Annotated in this window: 17 protein-coding genes and 1 pseudogene; 17 read left to right on the top strand and 1 reads right to left on the bottom strand. The window is 70.5% G+C overall.

What is annotated here, in order from left to right; translation table 11 throughout:
* Positions 1-201 precede the first annotated feature (201 nt).
* Positions 202-1,068, top strand: a complete 867-nt coding sequence (locus tag ACWD5O_RS32230) for a replication-relaxation family protein (protein ID WP_450087619.1) — start codon at positions 202-204, stop codon at positions 1,066-1,068.
* A 17-nt stretch (positions 1,069-1,085) separates the two neighbouring features.
* Here ACWD5O_RS32230 and ACWD5O_RS32225 read toward each other — a convergent pair whose 3' ends face one another.
* Positions 1,086-2,261 carry an RNA-guided endonuclease InsQ/TnpB family protein gene (locus ACWD5O_RS32225; RefSeq protein ID WP_210916031.1) on the bottom strand — a complete coding sequence of 392 codons (1,176 nt, stop codon included), beginning with the start codon at positions 2,259-2,261 and terminating at the stop codon, positions 1,086-1,088.
* Positions 2,262-2,284: 23 nt separating this feature from the next.
* Between ACWD5O_RS32225 and tnpA the strand changes: the two genes are divergently transcribed.
* The 16 genes and pseudogenes from tnpA to ACWD5O_RS32145 all read left to right on the top strand — a co-directional run bounded on the left by tnpA (position 2,285) and on the right by ACWD5O_RS32145 (position 15,349).
* Positions 2,285-2,716 carry an IS200/IS605 family transposase gene (tnpA, locus tag ACWD5O_RS32220; protein WP_450087618.1) on the top strand — a complete coding sequence of 144 codons (432 nt, stop codon included), beginning with the start codon at positions 2,285-2,287 and terminating at the stop codon, positions 2,714-2,716.
* A gap of 361 nt (positions 2,717-3,077) precedes the next feature.
* Complete coding sequence (locus ACWD5O_RS32215) at positions 3,078-3,767, top strand: hypothetical protein (RefSeq protein WP_450087617.1); 690 nt, start codon at positions 3,078-3,080, stop codon at positions 3,765-3,767.
* Positions 3,768-3,863: 96 nt separating this feature from the next.
* Positions 3,864-4,595 (top strand): hypothetical protein, encoded by a 732-nt coding sequence (locus ACWD5O_RS32210; protein WP_450087616.1) that lies wholly within the window; start codon positions 3,864-3,866, stop codon positions 4,593-4,595.
* Between the two features lie 14 nt (positions 4,596-4,609).
* Positions 4,610-5,200 (top strand): hypothetical protein, encoded by a 591-nt coding sequence (locus ACWD5O_RS32205; RefSeq protein WP_450087615.1) that lies wholly within the window; start codon positions 4,610-4,612, stop codon positions 5,198-5,200.
* 178 nt (positions 5,201-5,378) lie between these two features.
* Positions 5,379-6,650, top strand: a complete 1,272-nt coding sequence (locus ACWD5O_RS32200) for a MarR family transcriptional regulator (RefSeq protein ID WP_450087614.1) — start codon at positions 5,379-5,381, stop codon at positions 6,648-6,650.
* A 310-nt stretch (positions 6,651-6,960) separates the two neighbouring features.
* Entirely contained in the window at positions 6,961-7,950 is a 990-nt protein-coding gene (locus tag ACWD5O_RS32195; protein WP_450087613.1) for a DUF932 domain-containing protein, read from the top strand.
* A gap of 119 nt (positions 7,951-8,069) precedes the next feature.
* Positions 8,070-8,471, top strand: a complete 402-nt coding sequence (locus ACWD5O_RS32190; protein WP_450087612.1) for a hypothetical protein — start codon at positions 8,070-8,072, stop codon at positions 8,469-8,471.
* A complete protein-coding gene (locus ACWD5O_RS32185; RefSeq protein WP_450087611.1) occupies positions 8,468-8,866 on the top strand; it encodes a hypothetical protein in 399 nt (132 codons plus the stop codon). Before ACWD5O_RS32190 ends, ACWD5O_RS32185 begins: the two co-directional genes overlap by 4 nt.
* A 142-nt stretch (positions 8,867-9,008) precedes the next feature.
* Entirely contained in the window at positions 9,009-9,338 is a 330-nt protein-coding gene (locus ACWD5O_RS32180) for a hypothetical protein (RefSeq protein ID WP_449941258.1), read from the top strand.
* A 76-nt stretch (positions 9,339-9,414) separates the two neighbouring features.
* Positions 9,415-9,756, top strand: a complete 342-nt coding sequence (locus ACWD5O_RS32175; protein WP_354968240.1) for a hypothetical protein — start codon at positions 9,415-9,417, stop codon at positions 9,754-9,756.
* A gap of 75 nt (positions 9,757-9,831) precedes the next feature.
* Entirely contained in the window at positions 9,832-10,851 is a 1,020-nt protein-coding gene (locus ACWD5O_RS32170; protein ID WP_450087610.1) for a C40 family peptidase, read from the top strand.
* Positions 10,852-11,461: 610 nt separating this feature from the next.
* Positions 11,462-12,472: a mechanosensitive ion channel family protein gene (locus ACWD5O_RS32165; RefSeq protein WP_449941251.1), complete on the top strand. Its 1,011-nt coding sequence runs from the start codon at positions 11,462-11,464 to the stop codon at positions 12,470-12,472.
* A gap of 92 nt (positions 12,473-12,564) precedes the next feature.
* A complete protein-coding gene (locus tag ACWD5O_RS32160) occupies positions 12,565-13,065 on the top strand; it encodes a hypothetical protein (protein ID WP_450087609.1) in 501 nt (166 codons plus the stop codon).
* Between the two features lie 94 nt (positions 13,066-13,159).
* Positions 13,160-14,320: a hypothetical protein gene (locus tag ACWD5O_RS32155; protein WP_450087608.1), complete on the top strand. Its 1,161-nt coding sequence runs from the start codon at positions 13,160-13,162 to the stop codon at positions 14,318-14,320.
* Positions 14,321-14,711: 391 nt separating this feature from the next.
* Positions 14,712-14,879 (top strand): annotated as a pseudogene (locus ACWD5O_RS32150) (DUF7586 domain-containing protein); the annotation flags it as partial.
* A gap of 113 nt (positions 14,880-14,992) precedes the next feature.
* Entirely contained in the window at positions 14,993-15,349 is a 357-nt protein-coding gene (locus ACWD5O_RS32145) for a hypothetical protein (protein ID WP_354968235.1), read from the top strand.
* Positions 15,350-15,536: the final 187 nt, after the last annotated feature.

The raw sequence follows: 15,536 nt of genomic DNA, 5'->3' as shown, positions 1-15,536 counted from the left end.
GCCGGCTCGTGCGGGGGCTCGGTTGGGTGCGGCACCGGGGGCTCGTGTGGGGGTGTCCGCGACACGAGACCCCACACGAGCCCCCTACACCTGGCCTGTCAGGTGCCTGACCTGCCCCAACCCACCCGACGTCAGAACCACAATCAAGATCAACCCATCCAGACTCCCTACGGGACTCTCTCTCCAGGGGTGAATCCACCTATGCCGCAATCACGCTCGGCCAGCCTGCTGGCCATCTATCCCCACATCACCAGCCGTGACCGCCGGCTGCTCCAGCTGCTCGACGAGCACCGGGTCCTCACCACCGATCAGATCCACCGCATGCTGTTCCTCGCCCGCCGGACCTGTCAGATCCGCCTCGGTGAGCTGGCCGCCCTGGGCCTGCTGGACCGGTTCCGGTTCGCCCGCGCCGGAGGCGGCAGCCACCCGTGGCACTGGACGCTCGGCCACCAGGGGCAGCGGTTTCAGGCCGCCGCTCACCACCGGCCCGAGCCGACCGTGCGCGCCAGCCGCCAGAGCGTCGACCGGCTCTCAGCCAACCCGAACCTGACCCACCTACTCACGGCCAACGAGTTCTTCGTCCGGCTCACCGTGTACGCCCGCCAGCACCCGCAGGCGCGGCTGGACCGGTGGTGGTCCGAGACGATGACCGCGAAGCAGTTCCGCACCGTCACCGCCGACGGGCACGGCCTGTGGAGCGTCGCGGACACCACGGTCGGGTTCTTCCTGGAGGCCGACACCGGCACCGAGGCGCTGGGTCGGGTCGTGGCCAAGCTCGACCGATACATCCAACTGGCCCGCCGCGGCGGCCCCCGCTACCCGGTGCTGTTCTGGCTCGGCAGCGAGCACCGTGAGGAACACCTGCACCGGCTCCTGCGCGGCCGACGCGACAGCGTTGCCCTCGCGACCGCCACCCACGCCACGGACCCCGCCGAAGCGATCTGGCTTCCCGGCGGCGCCACCAGCCGAGTCCGGCTCACCGAGCTGCCCAGCGACCACGGCCAGCCCGTGGCGGACAACCCGAACTACGACGAGAGCGGCTTCGTGCTGTCAACTACCCGCCCATGAATGGGCGGGCTTGCAGATCAACCCCGCTGCTGGGTGCAACGAGGTGCCGCGTGTGGGCGATTGACTGCTCCCCAGCCGTCCACACCGCGCTGGGCGATGTTGACGGCCGCATTCCGATCGGCGTGGGCAACGACCCCGCACGACCGGCAGATGAAGGTGGCCTGGTCGGGCCGATTCCGCTTGTCCCGGTGACCACACTGCGCACACGTCTGCGAGGTGTACGCCGGGTCGACCTGGACAAGAGCGACACCGGCCCGGCGAGCCTTGTAGGTCAGGAAAGAGCCGAGCTGGGCGAACGCCCACGAATGCACCGCGGCCCGTTGGGGCTTGCGCAGCCGTACCCTCTGCCGGATCCCCGTCAACTGCTCGACGGCGACCCCGCGCGAGGTGCGTGCGGCCTCGGCCACGATGCTTTTCGAGATCACATGGTTGGTGTCGGTGGCATGCCGCGCTTCCTTGCGCTTGCGCCGGGCCAGCAGCCGCCGCGCGGACTTGGTGCCCTTGGCTTGCAGACGGGCGCGCAGTCGCAGCTGCCGCCGCCGGTAGCGGTTCAGCTTCTCCCCGGCGTACACCCGCCCGTCGGAGTCGGTGGCGATGTTCACCACGCCGAGATCCACGCCAAGGAACCCCTGCGGGTCGACCGGATCAGCCTCGGCAACCTCGACAGTGGCGCACAGAAACCACGTGCCGTCGCGGTGCACGAGGTCGGATTCCCCGACCGGCAACTCGGCCACGGCCTTGAGCTGCTCGGGCGAACCGGTGTAGGCGACACCCTTGCACCGTCCGTCGATCGTCCAGATCGACACGGTGCGCGAGTCGGACTGCCACGACAGCATCCTGGCGTCGTACGGCTGCGCGGCGTCCCACCGGAATCGGACCGGCGTCGCCTCGACCCGCCGCCGGCGCTGCGACCCTGGCTTGCCGTAGTTACCAGCCGTGATGTTGGCGTGCAGCGTGGTGTAGGCGTCGGCGACCTTCTTGATGACGTGCTGCGCGGCCTGCGCCCCGAGCCGGTAGTCGGTCCTGATGCCGTGGTATGCGTGCCGGCGCAGGTCGTAGTTGCGGTAGCAGTCGATGTCACGGGCCATCCGCGCTACATCGGACGCCGCCTCGTTGCAGGCGCGCAGAGTCGCCGTCAGCGCGGACGCCTGCTCCGACGTCGGCAGCAGCTTCACCTGCACAACCAGCTTCACCAGCCCATCGTATCATTTGGTCCATGTCACCTCGATGGACTCCAGACCCAGACGTGCGCAGGGGTCGCAGCGTCGTCCACAATCTTCACGCGCACTTGGTCTTCACCACCAAGTACCGACGCGGCGCCCTCACCGATCCGATCCTCACCCGCTGCCAGCAGGTCATGGCCCAGGTGTGCGAAGACTTCGGCGCGCAGCTGCGCGAGTTCAACGGCGAAGACGACCACGTCCACCTGCTCGTGCACTACCCGCCAGCCGTGGCTCTGTCGAAGTTGGTCAACTCGCTCAAGGGTGTCTCGGCCCGGTATCTGCGGCAGGAGTTCCCGTCCCACCTCAGTCGGTATCTGTGGGGCGGTCACCTGTGGTCGCCGTCGTACTTCGCCGGCTCGTGCGACGGTGCCCCACTAGGTGTGGTCAAGGAGTACATCGAGAACCAGAAGCGTCCAGGTCCGTGACGGCGTTCCTCCCGGCCGTAAACGGCCGGGGTTCCCGCCTTATTCACTGCTGACAGACCCTGGCGGGCTCGCGACGAAACCCTGTCAGCGCAGCTCAGCGGCATGCTCGGCAATCCTGACAGAGGGGGTGCTGTCAGGTCGCGACGCTACGGTGCAGCTTCTTCCTTTTACTCGCACCGCCGCCCATCTGTCCCCCCGGGACCTGCCCGCGCCAGCGGGATCACCCACAGCCCACCTCCCGGTCGGCTCGTGATCCACGCCCCGCGCCTCCCACGGCAGCGTCCCGGCCAGATGCCGCGATCCGGCGCCACCACGACGCCAACCCTCCACCCCCACGCCTGCACGAAGGAGGCACCCCGCCATGCCCACGTCCATGCCGCTTCACACCCCGGTCGTCACCGTGTGCTTCGCCCCCGGCGAAGACGCGGACTGGTTCGCCGCCTCGGAAAAGGTCAACCACCTCCTGGACACCGACGGCACACCGGCCCGCCGCTACCACGTGCGCCACCGCCGCCTCATCGGCTGGCTGACCCGCTTCCTCGGCTACTACCTGCTCGACGCCGCCCGCCGCTTCGGCGCGGTCACCATGGCCGCCGGAGGCCGCAAGGGCCGCCTCGACCTGACCGGTACCGCGGCCAGGGCCGCCAACGACGCCACCCTGCGCTGGCGTGCCTGGAACACCCACATCGCCGCGACGACCCGTCCGGCCCACCCCTTCGAGGACTACCTCGCCCAACACCACGCCGACCCGACCAAGCTGAGCTTGGCCGAGGCCCGCCGCCGCTTCGAGCAGCAACCCCGCGTCCTGGCGACGCTCGCCCTCTCCTTCGACCCGTACGAGCTGTCCGTCTACCAAGCCGGCGAAGCCACCTACGTCGGGCTGCACTGGCGCATCGCGCTGATCGGCGACGCGCTGATCACCACCGACGGCCGCCTGCTCATCCCGGCCAGTGACTCCGTCGCTGACCGGTTCCGCTTCCTCAACGAGGCGTGCGGCTACCTGCGCAGCCTGCGCTCAACCGCGCGACTGTGCGCGGTCGCCATCGCCTAACCGGCTATCGCCTGACCCGACCGAGGACCGGTCGCAGCCCCGCTGCGACCGGTCCTCGCCATGCCCACAGCCCGCCCACTGGCAAAGGAGATCCCCGTGTTCCTGACCGATCCCGCCCTACGGCGCATCGCCGCCGACACCAACGACGTCCTACCCGAGCACCTCTGGCGCCACGACACCGCCACCCCCGATCCCCTCGGCGACCTCGCCCGCATCCTGCACAAGACCGCCCGCGACTTCACCGGCAGCACCACCAGCCTCGATGAGGCCCTCGCCCGGGTGGGTGTGCTCGCCGAGACGGCCCGGCAAGGTCTGGCCGCCCGCGCCGACCTGCACATCTCCGGCTATCACCAGACCCTCGCCGACGCGCTCGTCGCCCGCGAACGGCACACCGTCCTCGGGGCCGCGCTCGTCACCTGCTACCACGCCTGGCGCAACCACCGGCCAATCGCCGACGGCGACCAGCGGTACCTGCTCCTGCAGCGCTGCAACCCGTCGCGCGGCGTGGCGACGCTACGGCGCAACGACCCGCACACCTGGCTGGTGGTGCCCGACGCCGAGGCCGCCGGCGCCTTCGACATCCCCTACCCGGATCGCGTCGTCGGCGAGGTCACCGAGACCGAGCACGGGTGGACGCCCACCGCCTACATCGCCCGGCCGCATCACCCGGCCCCGCTCGCCACGGTGAATCCGCTACCCGCATGCGGTGACCTCGCCTCAGCTTGCCGATCCCTGCTGCGCTGGTGGCACCTGCGCCACTCCGACACCTGGCGCAACCGCACCCCGAACCAACTCGACCCCGCCGAACTCGCCCACCTCACCACCTGAAGCGGGGGGACCTCATGCCGCACCTCGACACGATCAGCCGCTGGATCACCGCGACGACCGACCGCACCCTCGACCAACACGCCACCGACCCCGTCCCCGCCGCCGCGCACCTGCCCGAAGCCGCCGCCAATCTGCGGCACCTGCGCACCGAGCTGCTGCTCGCGGTGGACCAGCTGCGCACCCTACTGATCAACGACGACGACCTGAACGGCTCTACCAGCACGGTCGCCGGCCCGATGGAGACCATCAGCGAGCTGGTCCGCGAGTATCGGTACGCCCGCAACTGGATCGACACCCTCATCGGCGACGAGGCTCGGGCCGCGTACGCGCAGACGAACCCGGGCCGGTCGCTGCGGGGGCGCTACGTCAACCCCGGCGACACGGTCCTGGTCGTCCTGCCGCACACCGACTCCTGCCGCCGGCAGAACCTCGCCGGACACGCCACCCACATCAGAGTCGGCATGTCGGACGCCAGGCTCCGCCCGTCCGGCAGCGTCAACCCGCTGTGGCTGTCCCACGCCGACGCCGGGATCTACCGCGATCCCACCGAGGACCGCCTCTACATCCTGCAGACCGCCGACGACGAGGCCACCCCCGGCCACTGACCGGCCGCCGCGGCACCACCCACCGCCACGACCACCGGGCCGCACCTGAGCGGCACCCCTCGGCAGCGCACCACGACACGCGCCCGCCGCGCTGACCGCTGCCCGCAACCCGGCGCCCCACCGCCCGACACACCACCGTGCCGGGCGTCCCCACCAGTTCCCGAGGAGGGAAACCCTGATGGAACACACTCCCCTGACGCCTGCCACGCAGGCCGTCCTCGACGCCCTGACCGACCTCGGCCAGGGCACCCTCCACGAGTTGGCCGACAAGTCCGGCAAGGCCCGCTCGACCACCGACAAGGCGATCAAGAACCTGGCCGACGCCGGTGTCATCGTCGCGGTGGATACCGACGCCGAGGGCACGCCCACCCGGTGGACCCTCGCCGCGTCGACCGACACCACCGCCCTCACACCCGTTAACGCAGCGGACGAGACCGACATCGGCGACCCTGACGCCGACAACGCGGCCAACCAGCCGGACATGGAGTTGGGCGACCAGCCCACCGAAGCGGTCCACGACGCCGAGAACGACCGACCGGATGACGGCAGCGACGACAAGCCGGATACCGAGACGACCGACCAGCCGGGCAGCCAGATCGACAGCGACGACGCGACCGAGCCCGACGGCACAACCGAAGACGACGCCGACAGTGGCGAGGACGAGCAGGCGCCAACGGTCGCCGCCGTGCAGCCCGCTCGCCCTGGTGACCGCAAGGTCATGGCCATCAAGGGTGTCCTGGCCGACTACGGCGACGACGGCGCGACCCTCGACGTGATCGTGGCCGAGAGCGGTATCAGTCACCCGACCGCCTCCCGGCTGCTCACCGCGATGGAGCAGGCCGACGCCGCCCGCCGGCTGCCCGGCCCGCCGGAGCGGTGGATCGCCGGCCCGACGAAGGCCAGCGAGGTCGACCCGAACCCGGAGCCGCCCCGCTGCCCGCTGTGCTACCAGGTCATCCGTGGCCTGGCGACCGCGCCGAGCACCACGGCGGCGGTGCTGCCCCTGATCCGGCCTGACGGCACGCTGCACGTCGTCGGCCCGAACGGGGAGACCCACATCGTCACCTTGCCCCTGCGCACGCCGGCGCGCGCGCCGGGCATCACGGGGAGCGTGGGCCGCCGCATTGACGCGACCCTCAACGCCGACGGCAGCCAGCCGTTCGGCCGGGGCGAGTTGGAGAAGCTGACTCTCGACGTCCTGGCGGCGAACATGGGACGGGCGATGAGCCCGCAAGACATCGCGACCGCGATCAGCGGACAACTTGGCCGCGCGGTCAGTTCCGGCGCGGTGCGCAACAACTGCACCAAGGCCGCCGCCGCAGGCCGGATAGCCCTGGTCTCTGACGCGCCGCTGACCTTCGCCTACCCCGCGCAGCCCGACCACGCCGTCAGCACTGAGGCCAGCGCGGGCAGCACCGGGCACGGCGACAACGACGCCGAGCAGTCCTGACCCGGTACATGCCGATCATGCTGCGGGGCCGGGCCATCCGGTGAGGCCACACGAGATCGCCCCGGTATCAACGCCACCCCCGACGGGCGCCGCATCGGCACGAACGCCGTCACCACCTGCTGCCTGCACACCGCCGCCACCGGTCACCTCACCCAGGTCACCGCAGAACCGATGACGTTCGCCGACCCCACCGCTGCGATCACGACCGGCGAAAGCCACCGCGAGCAGTCCTGACCCGCACCATCCCACACCCATCGCGGGGGCCGAGCGATGCGCTCGGCCCCCGCGGCACATCGAAGAGGAGAAACCCGTGCCACACGAACTTGAGACGTTCGCCGACGGAACGACCGCCTTCGCCAGCGCCCGACTGTCGGCCTGGCATCAGCTGGGGACCGTCACCCAGGACACCATGAAGGCCGAGGAGATCATGGCCGCCGCGCGGCTCGGCGACTGGGGCGTGCGGACCATCCGCACCGTCGGCATCGACATCGTCAACGGCGTCGAGGTGCAGATCCCCGCCGACGACAAGCGGATGACCGTGCGCCGCAACCCCGTCACCGGTGACACCGAGTACCTGGGCATCGTCGGCACCGACTACACCGTGGTCCAGAACGAACAGTGCGCCGAGATGCTCGACCGCCTGGTCGATCAGGTGGGCGGCGCCCACTTCGAGACCGCCGGAAGCCTGCGCCGCGGCAAGAGCGTGTTCGTCACGATGAAGCTGCCTACAGCGATGAAGATCGCCGGGGTGGACCGACTGGACCTCTACCTGATCGGCACGACCTCCCACGACGGCACCGCCGCGCTGCGCGTCGACGCCAGCCCCATCCGGGTGGTGTGCGCGAACACCCAACGCGCCGCCTTCGCCCACTCGGTCGGGCACTACACGTTCCGGCACACCTCCAACGTCACCTCCCAGATCAGCCAGGCCCGCGAAGCGCTGGGACGGATGTGGACGTACATGGAGACCTTCGAGAAGGCCGCCGAGCGGATGCTCCAGACCGAGCTGACCATGCGCGAGTTCGAGAGGGTCGTCGGCCAGGTGTGGCCGGTCAAGGACAACGCCTCCGAGCAGACCCGCAACAACGCCAAGCAGCGCCTCGGCACCCTGAAGTACCTGATCCGCGAGGCCGACACCCAGAAGGCCATCGCCGGCAGCCGGTGGGCCGGATACCAGGCCATCACCGAGTACCTCGACCACTACCAGCCCGCCAAGGACGAGTTCGCCCGCGCGAACCGGGTGCTCACCGGGAACGTCGGTGAGCTGAAGGTGGCCGCCTTCGACCTGCTGAAGGTCTGACCGCACCTCGACACGTCGGGGCAGCGGTCCACCGACCGCTGCCCCGGCCTGCAGGGAACGGACATACCCATGGCACCGCCGAGTACCAGGCGGCGCGGATCAGACGGAACGGCCTGCCGATGATCCGCCACATCCGCCACCCCCGAGACCTCCGACAGTCCGTGTGCGGTCTGCCCGCCGCCGACGTGCAGCGGTGGGAAACCGAAGACCCGCCGCGCGTCGAGGTCACCTGCGAGGACTGCTACACCCTGCTCCCCGAAGCAAAACGACCCGACGACGCAAACCACCCACCCGGCGATGCCACGCTCATCGACACGCTGCGGCGCATCGTCGCCAACCGGCAGCACGCAAAGATCGACGGTGTCCTCGTCGACCTGTGGTCGGCCAGCGTCACCGTCCTCATCTGGGACCAGCTCCGCGACGACAAGCGGCAACGGCTGCTGACCCTGCCGTCACACGAGCTGATCCTGCGCTGCATAGCGATCTACGCCCACGTCACCGCGAAGAAGGACCACCAGTGACCGGACCTCGACCACCCCGGTGGTTCCACTTCGGGCCGTGGGTGTACTCGATCGACGCCGCTCAGGCGCTGATCGAGGCGTCGCCCCGTGACACCCGACCCCTGGGCGTGCCGGCGTGGGCCGCCGCGTACGGCCTCGCCCATCTCGACAACCCGTGGGCAACCAGCCTCATCGGCCCGACCAGCACCGCCCTCAATCGGACCTACGCCATGACCACCGACCTGACCCGCCCGCTGATCGTGGGTCAGCTCACCATCAGCGGACACCCGCCCGGCCCGCTGCTCATCGACGGAACCCACCGTCTCTACCGCGCCTGGCGCGAACACGTGCCCCGCCTGCCGGCCCACCTGCTCACCGTGCAGGAGACCCGCCAAATCCAGCACGACCTGCTTTAGGGAACACACACAATCTCCAACCCCCGCCGTCGACCCGCTGACGGCCTGACACCACCCGTCCCCACCGCGTACGCCTCGGAAGCCGCCCCTACGCCGGCGGCGACCGAGGCGTACGCGCATTCACACCCTTGCGGAGGAACCCGTGACGTACACGCCACCGTGGCGCAGGGTCTGCGACTGCCGCTGCATCATTCACCACCGCCTGCCGCGCACCACCTACAACGAGCCCGGCTGCGCCTGCACCATCACCTGCGCCACCCAACCCATCACGCTGCTGCCCAACCAGCGGGACCGCGCACTCTTCCTCGACCAGGGCGGCGACCTCTGGCACGTCCCCGCCATGACCAACGGCACCTGGGACTGGGACAACGCCACAAAGGTCGCCACCCGCGCCGACGTCTACGACGCCGGCCTCGTCATCGAGCACCTGCTACGCCAGGCCGCCAATGTCCTCCACACGTCCACCGACTGAAACGACCGCTCAACGTGGGCCGCCCAAGCGGGCGGCCCACGACCCCTTTTGTGCTCCACGACCAAGGAAGACATCTATGCACCGCACCTACCGCGATGCCCGCGAGCGCGCCTGCGACTGCCGCTGCCCGATGCACCATGGCCAACCGCGCTCGATCTACAACGACCCCGACTGCCACTGCCTGGCCGCCTGCGCCAGCCAGCCCCTGCCCCTGCTCGCCGGACAGATCAACGGCGCCGTGTTCCTCGAATTCGCCGACGCCCTCCGGTACGTGCCCAGCTTGCAGCCCGGGCACTGGGACTGGCGCTACCCCACCCGCGTCGACATGGGCTACCCGCTGTTCCCGGCCAGCACCCTGATCGCCGACCTCCTCCGCGAGACCCACGCCGATCTACTCCCCCTTGTCTACCGCCGCTAGAACGCGCGTCGCGGCTTCCAGCCGCACACCCGCACGCAGACCGACCCCTTCTGGCTATCCCGAGAGGTCATCACCATGACAAAGCTCATCATGGGCGTCGTCACCGTCGTCGTCATCGCCTGCTTCGGCCTGCCCCTCCTGCTGCTGTCCTCCGTCACCGGCGGCGGCCCCGGCGGATGCGCCATCGCCGCCCCGTCCGCCCTACGCCCCTCCGGGCAGCCGCCTGGCCCCGACCGATGGGACACCGAGCAACTCGACATCGCCGCCGCGATCGTCGACGTCGGGGTCACCAAAGGCGTACCCCGCTGGGGCTGGACGGTCGCCGTCGCCACCGCCATGCAGGAATCCGGCCTGCGCAACCTGCCCTTCCTCGGCGACCGCAACGACCACGACTCCATCGGCGTCTTCCAGCAACGCCCCAGCCAAGGCTGGGGCACCATCGCGCAACTGTCCGAGCCCGCTTACCAGGCCGGCAAGTTCTTCGACAGGCTCCAGACCGTGCCCGGCTGGCAGACGATGCCGCTCACTCAGGCCGCGCAAGCCGTCCAGGTGTCGGCATTCCCCGACGCCTACGCCAGGTGGACCGACGACGCCCTGCACCTCGTGGAGCAGCTGACCAGCACACTCGTCGACTGCGCCACCGACGCCCTCGACGCGCTCCCCGCCGGGTTCGCGCTACCCGCCAACACCCCACCCGCCGTAGCGACCGCCATCGTCTGGGCCGTGAGCCAACTCGGCACGCCGTACCACTTCGGCGGCTCCTGCACCGACCCGCACTCCGGTGACCCCGCCAACCAATGCGACTGCTCCTCGCTTATGCAATCCGCGTACCGGGCCGCCGGCATCTTTATCCCGCGCGTCACCACCGACCAGGTAAACGCCGGCAAGCCGGTGGCCGACCCGGCGCTCCTGCTACCCGGCGACCTCGTCTTCATCCCCGGCAGCCAAGGGACTATGGCCAACCCCCGCCACGTCGGCATGTATCTCGGTCAGGGATTGATCACCGAGGCGCCAAGAACCGGCGACGTGGTCAAGATCTCGCGACTGAGCAACTGGTTAGGCCAGATCGCCGCCATCAGGCGGGTTGTGCTGTAACAGCCTCGGATACCACCTCGATCCCGCTTGATGCTCCATCACTGCCGACCTTGGTGAGCGGATCGCGGCAGATCCGTGCATCTGTCACGGCCGGGGATGAGGCCGCAGAGACCGCTCCGGCGGACCGGACACAACCGGCGCCGATGTACCTCCCGCGTGTGGACCGCGTTCACCTTGCACGCATCCTGCACCGGCCCGACAGCACCGGGCCCCAGTAGTGCGAGTCGGCGAATAGCCAACCCTCGTCGGCAGCGCCTCGGCGGGCGCGGGCTCGCCCGCGAAGTACGCCGCCAGCTCCGCGTCGCATTCCCGGCCAGCCAGCGCTGGGTGGCGCGCAGCGCCTCGGGGGGCGGCACCCGGCCGCACGTTCCGGCACGCCTAAGAGCAGCTGACAGCGCTGCATGAGCGTTCCCGACAGGTCGGCGACCGGCCATAGGGTGCCGATCACGCATCCTGCGTCGGCTCGCAGGAAGCCGGCGGGCAGGCCGACCGTCTCGTCTGGCATTCTCGATATCCGCCGCTTGCCACCGGATCTGATGGCACCCTGAACGCGGGGGTGCTGTCGCGAGCCCGGGAGAGGCGGCATCGGGATCACGGTGAACGGCTTCTGATGCGTACCGCGTTGATCGTGTTGGCCGCGCTGGCGGCGGCCGTGGTCGTGGACCTGGTCTCCGGCGTGCTGGTTCGCCGGGTTGCCCGTGGCCGCTACAAGTGGCTGCTGGAGCCGCTGCGGCTCGCCTGCCGCCGCCCGGCAGCCACGGTCCTGCTGATCGGGGCGCTGTACTACGCGCTGCCGCCCGGACTGGCCGGGTGGCATCGTTATCTGCGGCACGCCATCCTGCTGGTCCTGATCGCCGTCGGCGCGTGGCTGGTGGTCAGGGCATTGCACGTCGCCGAAGCGGTCGCGTTCAGCCGACTGCCGAGTGATTTGGCCACGAGCCGGCGGGTCCGGCGGGCCCGGACCCAGATCCGTCCGGTGCGGCGGCTCACGGTGGCCGTTGTCACGGTCCTCGCGATCGGCCTGATCCTGATCACCTTCCGGCCGGTACGCCTCTTCGGCATCTCCATTCTGACCTCGGCCGGGGTGGTCGGCGCGGTGATCGGCCTCTCGGCCCGAACCGCGCTCGGTAACGCGTTCGCCGGCATCCAGGTCGCCTTCGCCGACGGGCTGCACGTCGGCGACGTGCTGGTGGTGGACGGCGAATGGGGCCGGGTCGAGGAGGTGAAGCTGACCAACGTGGTGATCCGGCTCTGGGACGAGCGGATACTCATCCTGCCGACCACGTACTTCACCGAGCGGCCGTTCCAGAACTGGACCCGGGACGAGTCGCGGGTGATCGGCAAGATCCAGATCCATGTCGACCACACCGCGGACCTGGACGACATGCGCCGGGAGGCACGCCGACTGGTCGAGTCCTCACCGCTGTGGGATCGAGACCGGTGGGTGCTCCAGATGGTCGACGCCACCCCACAGACCGTGGTCATCCAGGTGCAGGCCTCGGCCGCGGACGGCGCCAGCGCCTGGGACCTGCGCTGCGACCTGCGCGAGGGACTGATCCGCTACCTGCGCGACCAGCACCCCCAGTGGCTGCCCCGCACCCGCAGCCAGTACCAGCCCTGACCAGCGGGTCCGGCGTGGTCGCCCGGACGCGGATGAATGAGTCGGCGCCTACCGGGGACTAGCTGGACCAGGCGACAGGGACGGGGGCGGCGATGAGCGTCGACCGGGACTGCACCGAGGTGGGGGACGACTTCGTCCGGGTCACCCGTACCGTCAACGCTCCCACCGGTCAGGTCTTCGAATACGTCATCGATGTCGACCTGAGCCACATCTTCCCCAGAACCGGACACTCGCCGGCAATCGTGCGCCAGCAGCGTCACCACCGACTGGAACACCCCAGGCCTGCGCCGGACGAACGCCTCGGACGACGGCTCGACCAACGAGGAAGAACTGCTCACGGTGGAGCCGCCGAACTCGTTCTCGTACCGGATCGACACCTTCAGCTCGCCGCGGCTGCGCGGATTGGTCGACAGCATCAAGGGTCCTCGTACTTCAGCGACCAGGACGACGGCACCACGAGCATCGAGTGGACGTACGCCCTGAACCGGGTGGACGAACCGGCCCGGACGCTCATCAAGGAGGACCTGCTGCCGCTCTACACCGAGCGGCTGAAGCCGGCGATGAGCATCCTGAAGGACGACCTCGAGTGTTGACGACGGCGCCACGGACCGGCGCCACGCCCGCGGGAGCGGCCGATCCGGCTCCGGGATTGTGGTGACCGGGCGCGGGTCCGTCGTCGTGGGTGTCGTGGCCGCCCCCGGGGCCGCGGCCGACCTGGCGCGGGAGGCCGTCAGAGAGCTCGCCGACCGGCTCCGCAACCGGGTCCCGGAGGTCGACTGGGCGGTACGCCTGCAGGTGGCGCGGCTCGTCGAAGGGCCGGCCGACCTCGGCCAGCTCATCGAGGCAGCCCGGCGCCGGATGCTGGCCGAGGGCTGGAGTCTGGTCCTCTGCGTGACGGACCTGCCGCTGCAGACCGCGCGGCGGCCCGTCGTCGCGCACGCCAGCACCACCCACGGCGTCGCGGTCCTTTCCATGCCCGCGCTCGGCCCCGTCGCCGTGGCCCGGCGGATGGCCGAGGCCGGGGACCGGCTCCTCGCGGCACTGCTCGGCGATACCGACGCGGTCGGCGACCCGGTACGGGCCGGCCCGCGCCGCCGGCGCCTGGCCACCGAACGGCGGGCCCGGGAACTCGGCGCGCGCGTGAACCACCAGGCGTCCGGCATCGGCCTGCTGGCCGGGGTGATCGGCGGCAACCTGCGGCTGCTGCTCGGCATGCTCCGGGCGAACCGGCCGTGGCGGCTGGCCGTCCGGCTCTCCCGGCTGCTGGTCGGTGCCTTCGCGACCGGCGTCCTCGCCCTGGTGAGCGCCGATATTTGGCAGCTGTCGGCGGCCTTGGGCAACCTGCGGCTCGCCCTGCTCGCGGCCGGCTCCGTCCTGGCGGTGGTGCTGACCATGGTGCTGGGCGCGCGCCTCTGGGAGCGGGTTCCACGCGACCCGGGCGCCCGAGAGCAGGTCGTCCTCTTCAACGTGGTCACCGTGCTCACCGTGGTGATCGGCGTCCTCGCGCTGTACGTGGCGCTCGCCGCGCTGACCATCATCGGGGCGATCGCCCTCGTCCCCTGGGACCTGCTCGCTGAATCCACCGGCCGACCGGCCGGCGTCGCCCACCAGGTCAAGCTGGGCTGGCTGGCCAGCTCGCTGGCGACGGTCGGCGGCGCGCTCGGCGCCGGACTAGAGTCCGACTCGGCGGTACGGGAGGCGGCGTACCGCTATCAGCCCGACGCGGAGCTGACCGGCGAGCAGGGTGGGCCGGACCCGACCGGCGGGGCCGGACCGGGACCGAGCGGCGAGTCCGGGTCACCGCGCAGAGACAGATCTGAGCCGGAGCGGAACCACGAGGCCGGCTGACGGCCCTGGTCGGCGCTGTGACCAGGACCCGGTCGCGGCGTTGCCCTCGGCGGCGCGGATCGCCAGCAGGGCGATGTCGTCGGTGGGCTGGTCCGCGGTGAGGCTGGCCATCACGGTGGCGCAGACCACCGCAGGCCGGGACGGGGCGTGGGTGCGCGCCCAACGGAGTGACAAACCGCGACGCACGCCGACGGGCGGTGGCGAACGACGGCGGACTTCGACCGGGCCGTTCGCGACCCAGCGAACCGCCGCTGACCTGCTGCGGACGGTCGCCGAGCGGGAGCCGCGGATCCCGGCGCCGTGGCGCCGCTGCCCGCGGTCGACCCGGAGCTGCTGAACCTCGCCGGCCCCCGGTGCTGGGGCCGGCCCCCTACGTGCTGCGGCCGCTGGCCGACGGCGTCTTGGAGCTGGCCCCGCTGTCCGGAGGCGGGCGCGGCACCCGGCTAAGCCCCACCACGACGGCCGTTGGGAGGGTCTCTGCGGCTATTTCGCCGGCGAGCGGCTGCGGGTCGAGCGCGACGCCGCAGGCGCGGTGAGCCACCTCGACCTCGGCACCTTCGTCTTCACCCGGCAGCCGTACGACTCGGCGGCGCCGGTGCCCGGCGGTATCGACCGGGCGCCGCCCTCCGGATCAGGGTGCGCGGAGCGTCTGACGCCAGGCAACATGTACTCGTGTCTCCCGACCAACTTGCCGGCTGCTTCGTCGTGGAGATCGGCCTCCGCCAGGCGTGGCTTTTCCTCGGCTTCTGTGACAACCGATCGACGCCGCCGTACGAAAGCCGCCTTTACCTGGACACCGGCTGGTGTATCGAGGCAGGTTTTCGTGTTCGGGGCACCGCTGACGACGGGGTCACGTGGCTAACCGCTGGGTTCACCCTCAACGGCGCCACGATCGCAGAGGCCCATGTCGCGGACGACGGCACGCTGCTCTTGGCAACGACCGATCAACGGTCACTCATCGCGGCGGGGCAGCCGGATGCCACTCCGGTCGGCGAACCGTGGTGGCTCTCCGGCTCGCCCTCCAGGTAGCCATCCCGCCGCATTGCTTTCGGCGTGCACAGGGCCTGGGCCGATGTCTACGCCGGGTGACGAGAGCCTGCCTCCCAGGGCGCCCGGTTGGCGGCATGAGTAGCCCTGTGTCAAGCGGCGGAGGCGAGAAGGGCCTGCAGAGCTCGGTGGCGGGTGGGGTCGTAGGCGACGCCGTCTTGCCAGCAGC

The sequence above is a fragment of the Micromonospora sp. NPDC005161 genome (assembly GCF_053599855.1).
This window is presented reverse-complemented; position numbering and strand designations above follow the sequence as displayed.

Excerpts from the sequence above, each read along its gene's own strand:
- ACWD5O_RS32230 (WP_450087619.1), top strand. The coding sequence starts at position 202 with ATGCCGCAATCACGCTCGGCCAGCCTGCTGGCCATCTATCCCCACATC.
- tnpA (WP_450087618.1), top strand. The coding sequence starts at position 2,285 with ATGTCACCTCGATGGACTCCAGACCCAGACGTGCGCAGGGGTCGCAGC.
- ACWD5O_RS32215 (WP_450087617.1), top strand. The coding sequence starts at position 3,078 with ATGCCCACGTCCATGCCGCTTCACACCCCGGTCGTCACCGTGTGCTTC.
- ACWD5O_RS32205 (WP_450087615.1), top strand. The coding sequence starts at position 4,610 with ATGCCGCACCTCGACACGATCAGCCGCTGGATCACCGCGACGACCGAC.
- ACWD5O_RS32200 (WP_450087614.1), top strand. The coding sequence starts at position 5,379 with ATGGAACACACTCCCCTGACGCCTGCCACGCAGGCCGTCCTCGACGCC.
- ACWD5O_RS32190 (WP_450087612.1), top strand. The coding sequence starts at position 8,070 with ATGATCCGCCACATCCGCCACCCCCGAGACCTCCGACAGTCCGTGTGC.
- ACWD5O_RS32175 (WP_354968240.1), top strand. The coding sequence starts at position 9,415 with ATGCACCGCACCTACCGCGATGCCCGCGAGCGCGCCTGCGACTGCCGC.
- ACWD5O_RS32170 (WP_450087610.1), top strand. The coding sequence starts at position 9,832 with ATGACAAAGCTCATCATGGGCGTCGTCACCGTCGTCGTCATCGCCTGC.
- ACWD5O_RS32165 (WP_449941251.1), top strand. The coding sequence starts at position 11,462 with ATGCGTACCGCGTTGATCGTGTTGGCCGCGCTGGCGGCGGCCGTGGTC.
- ACWD5O_RS32160 (WP_450087609.1), top strand. The coding sequence starts at position 12,565 with ATGAGCGTCGACCGGGACTGCACCGAGGTGGGGGACGACTTCGTCCGG.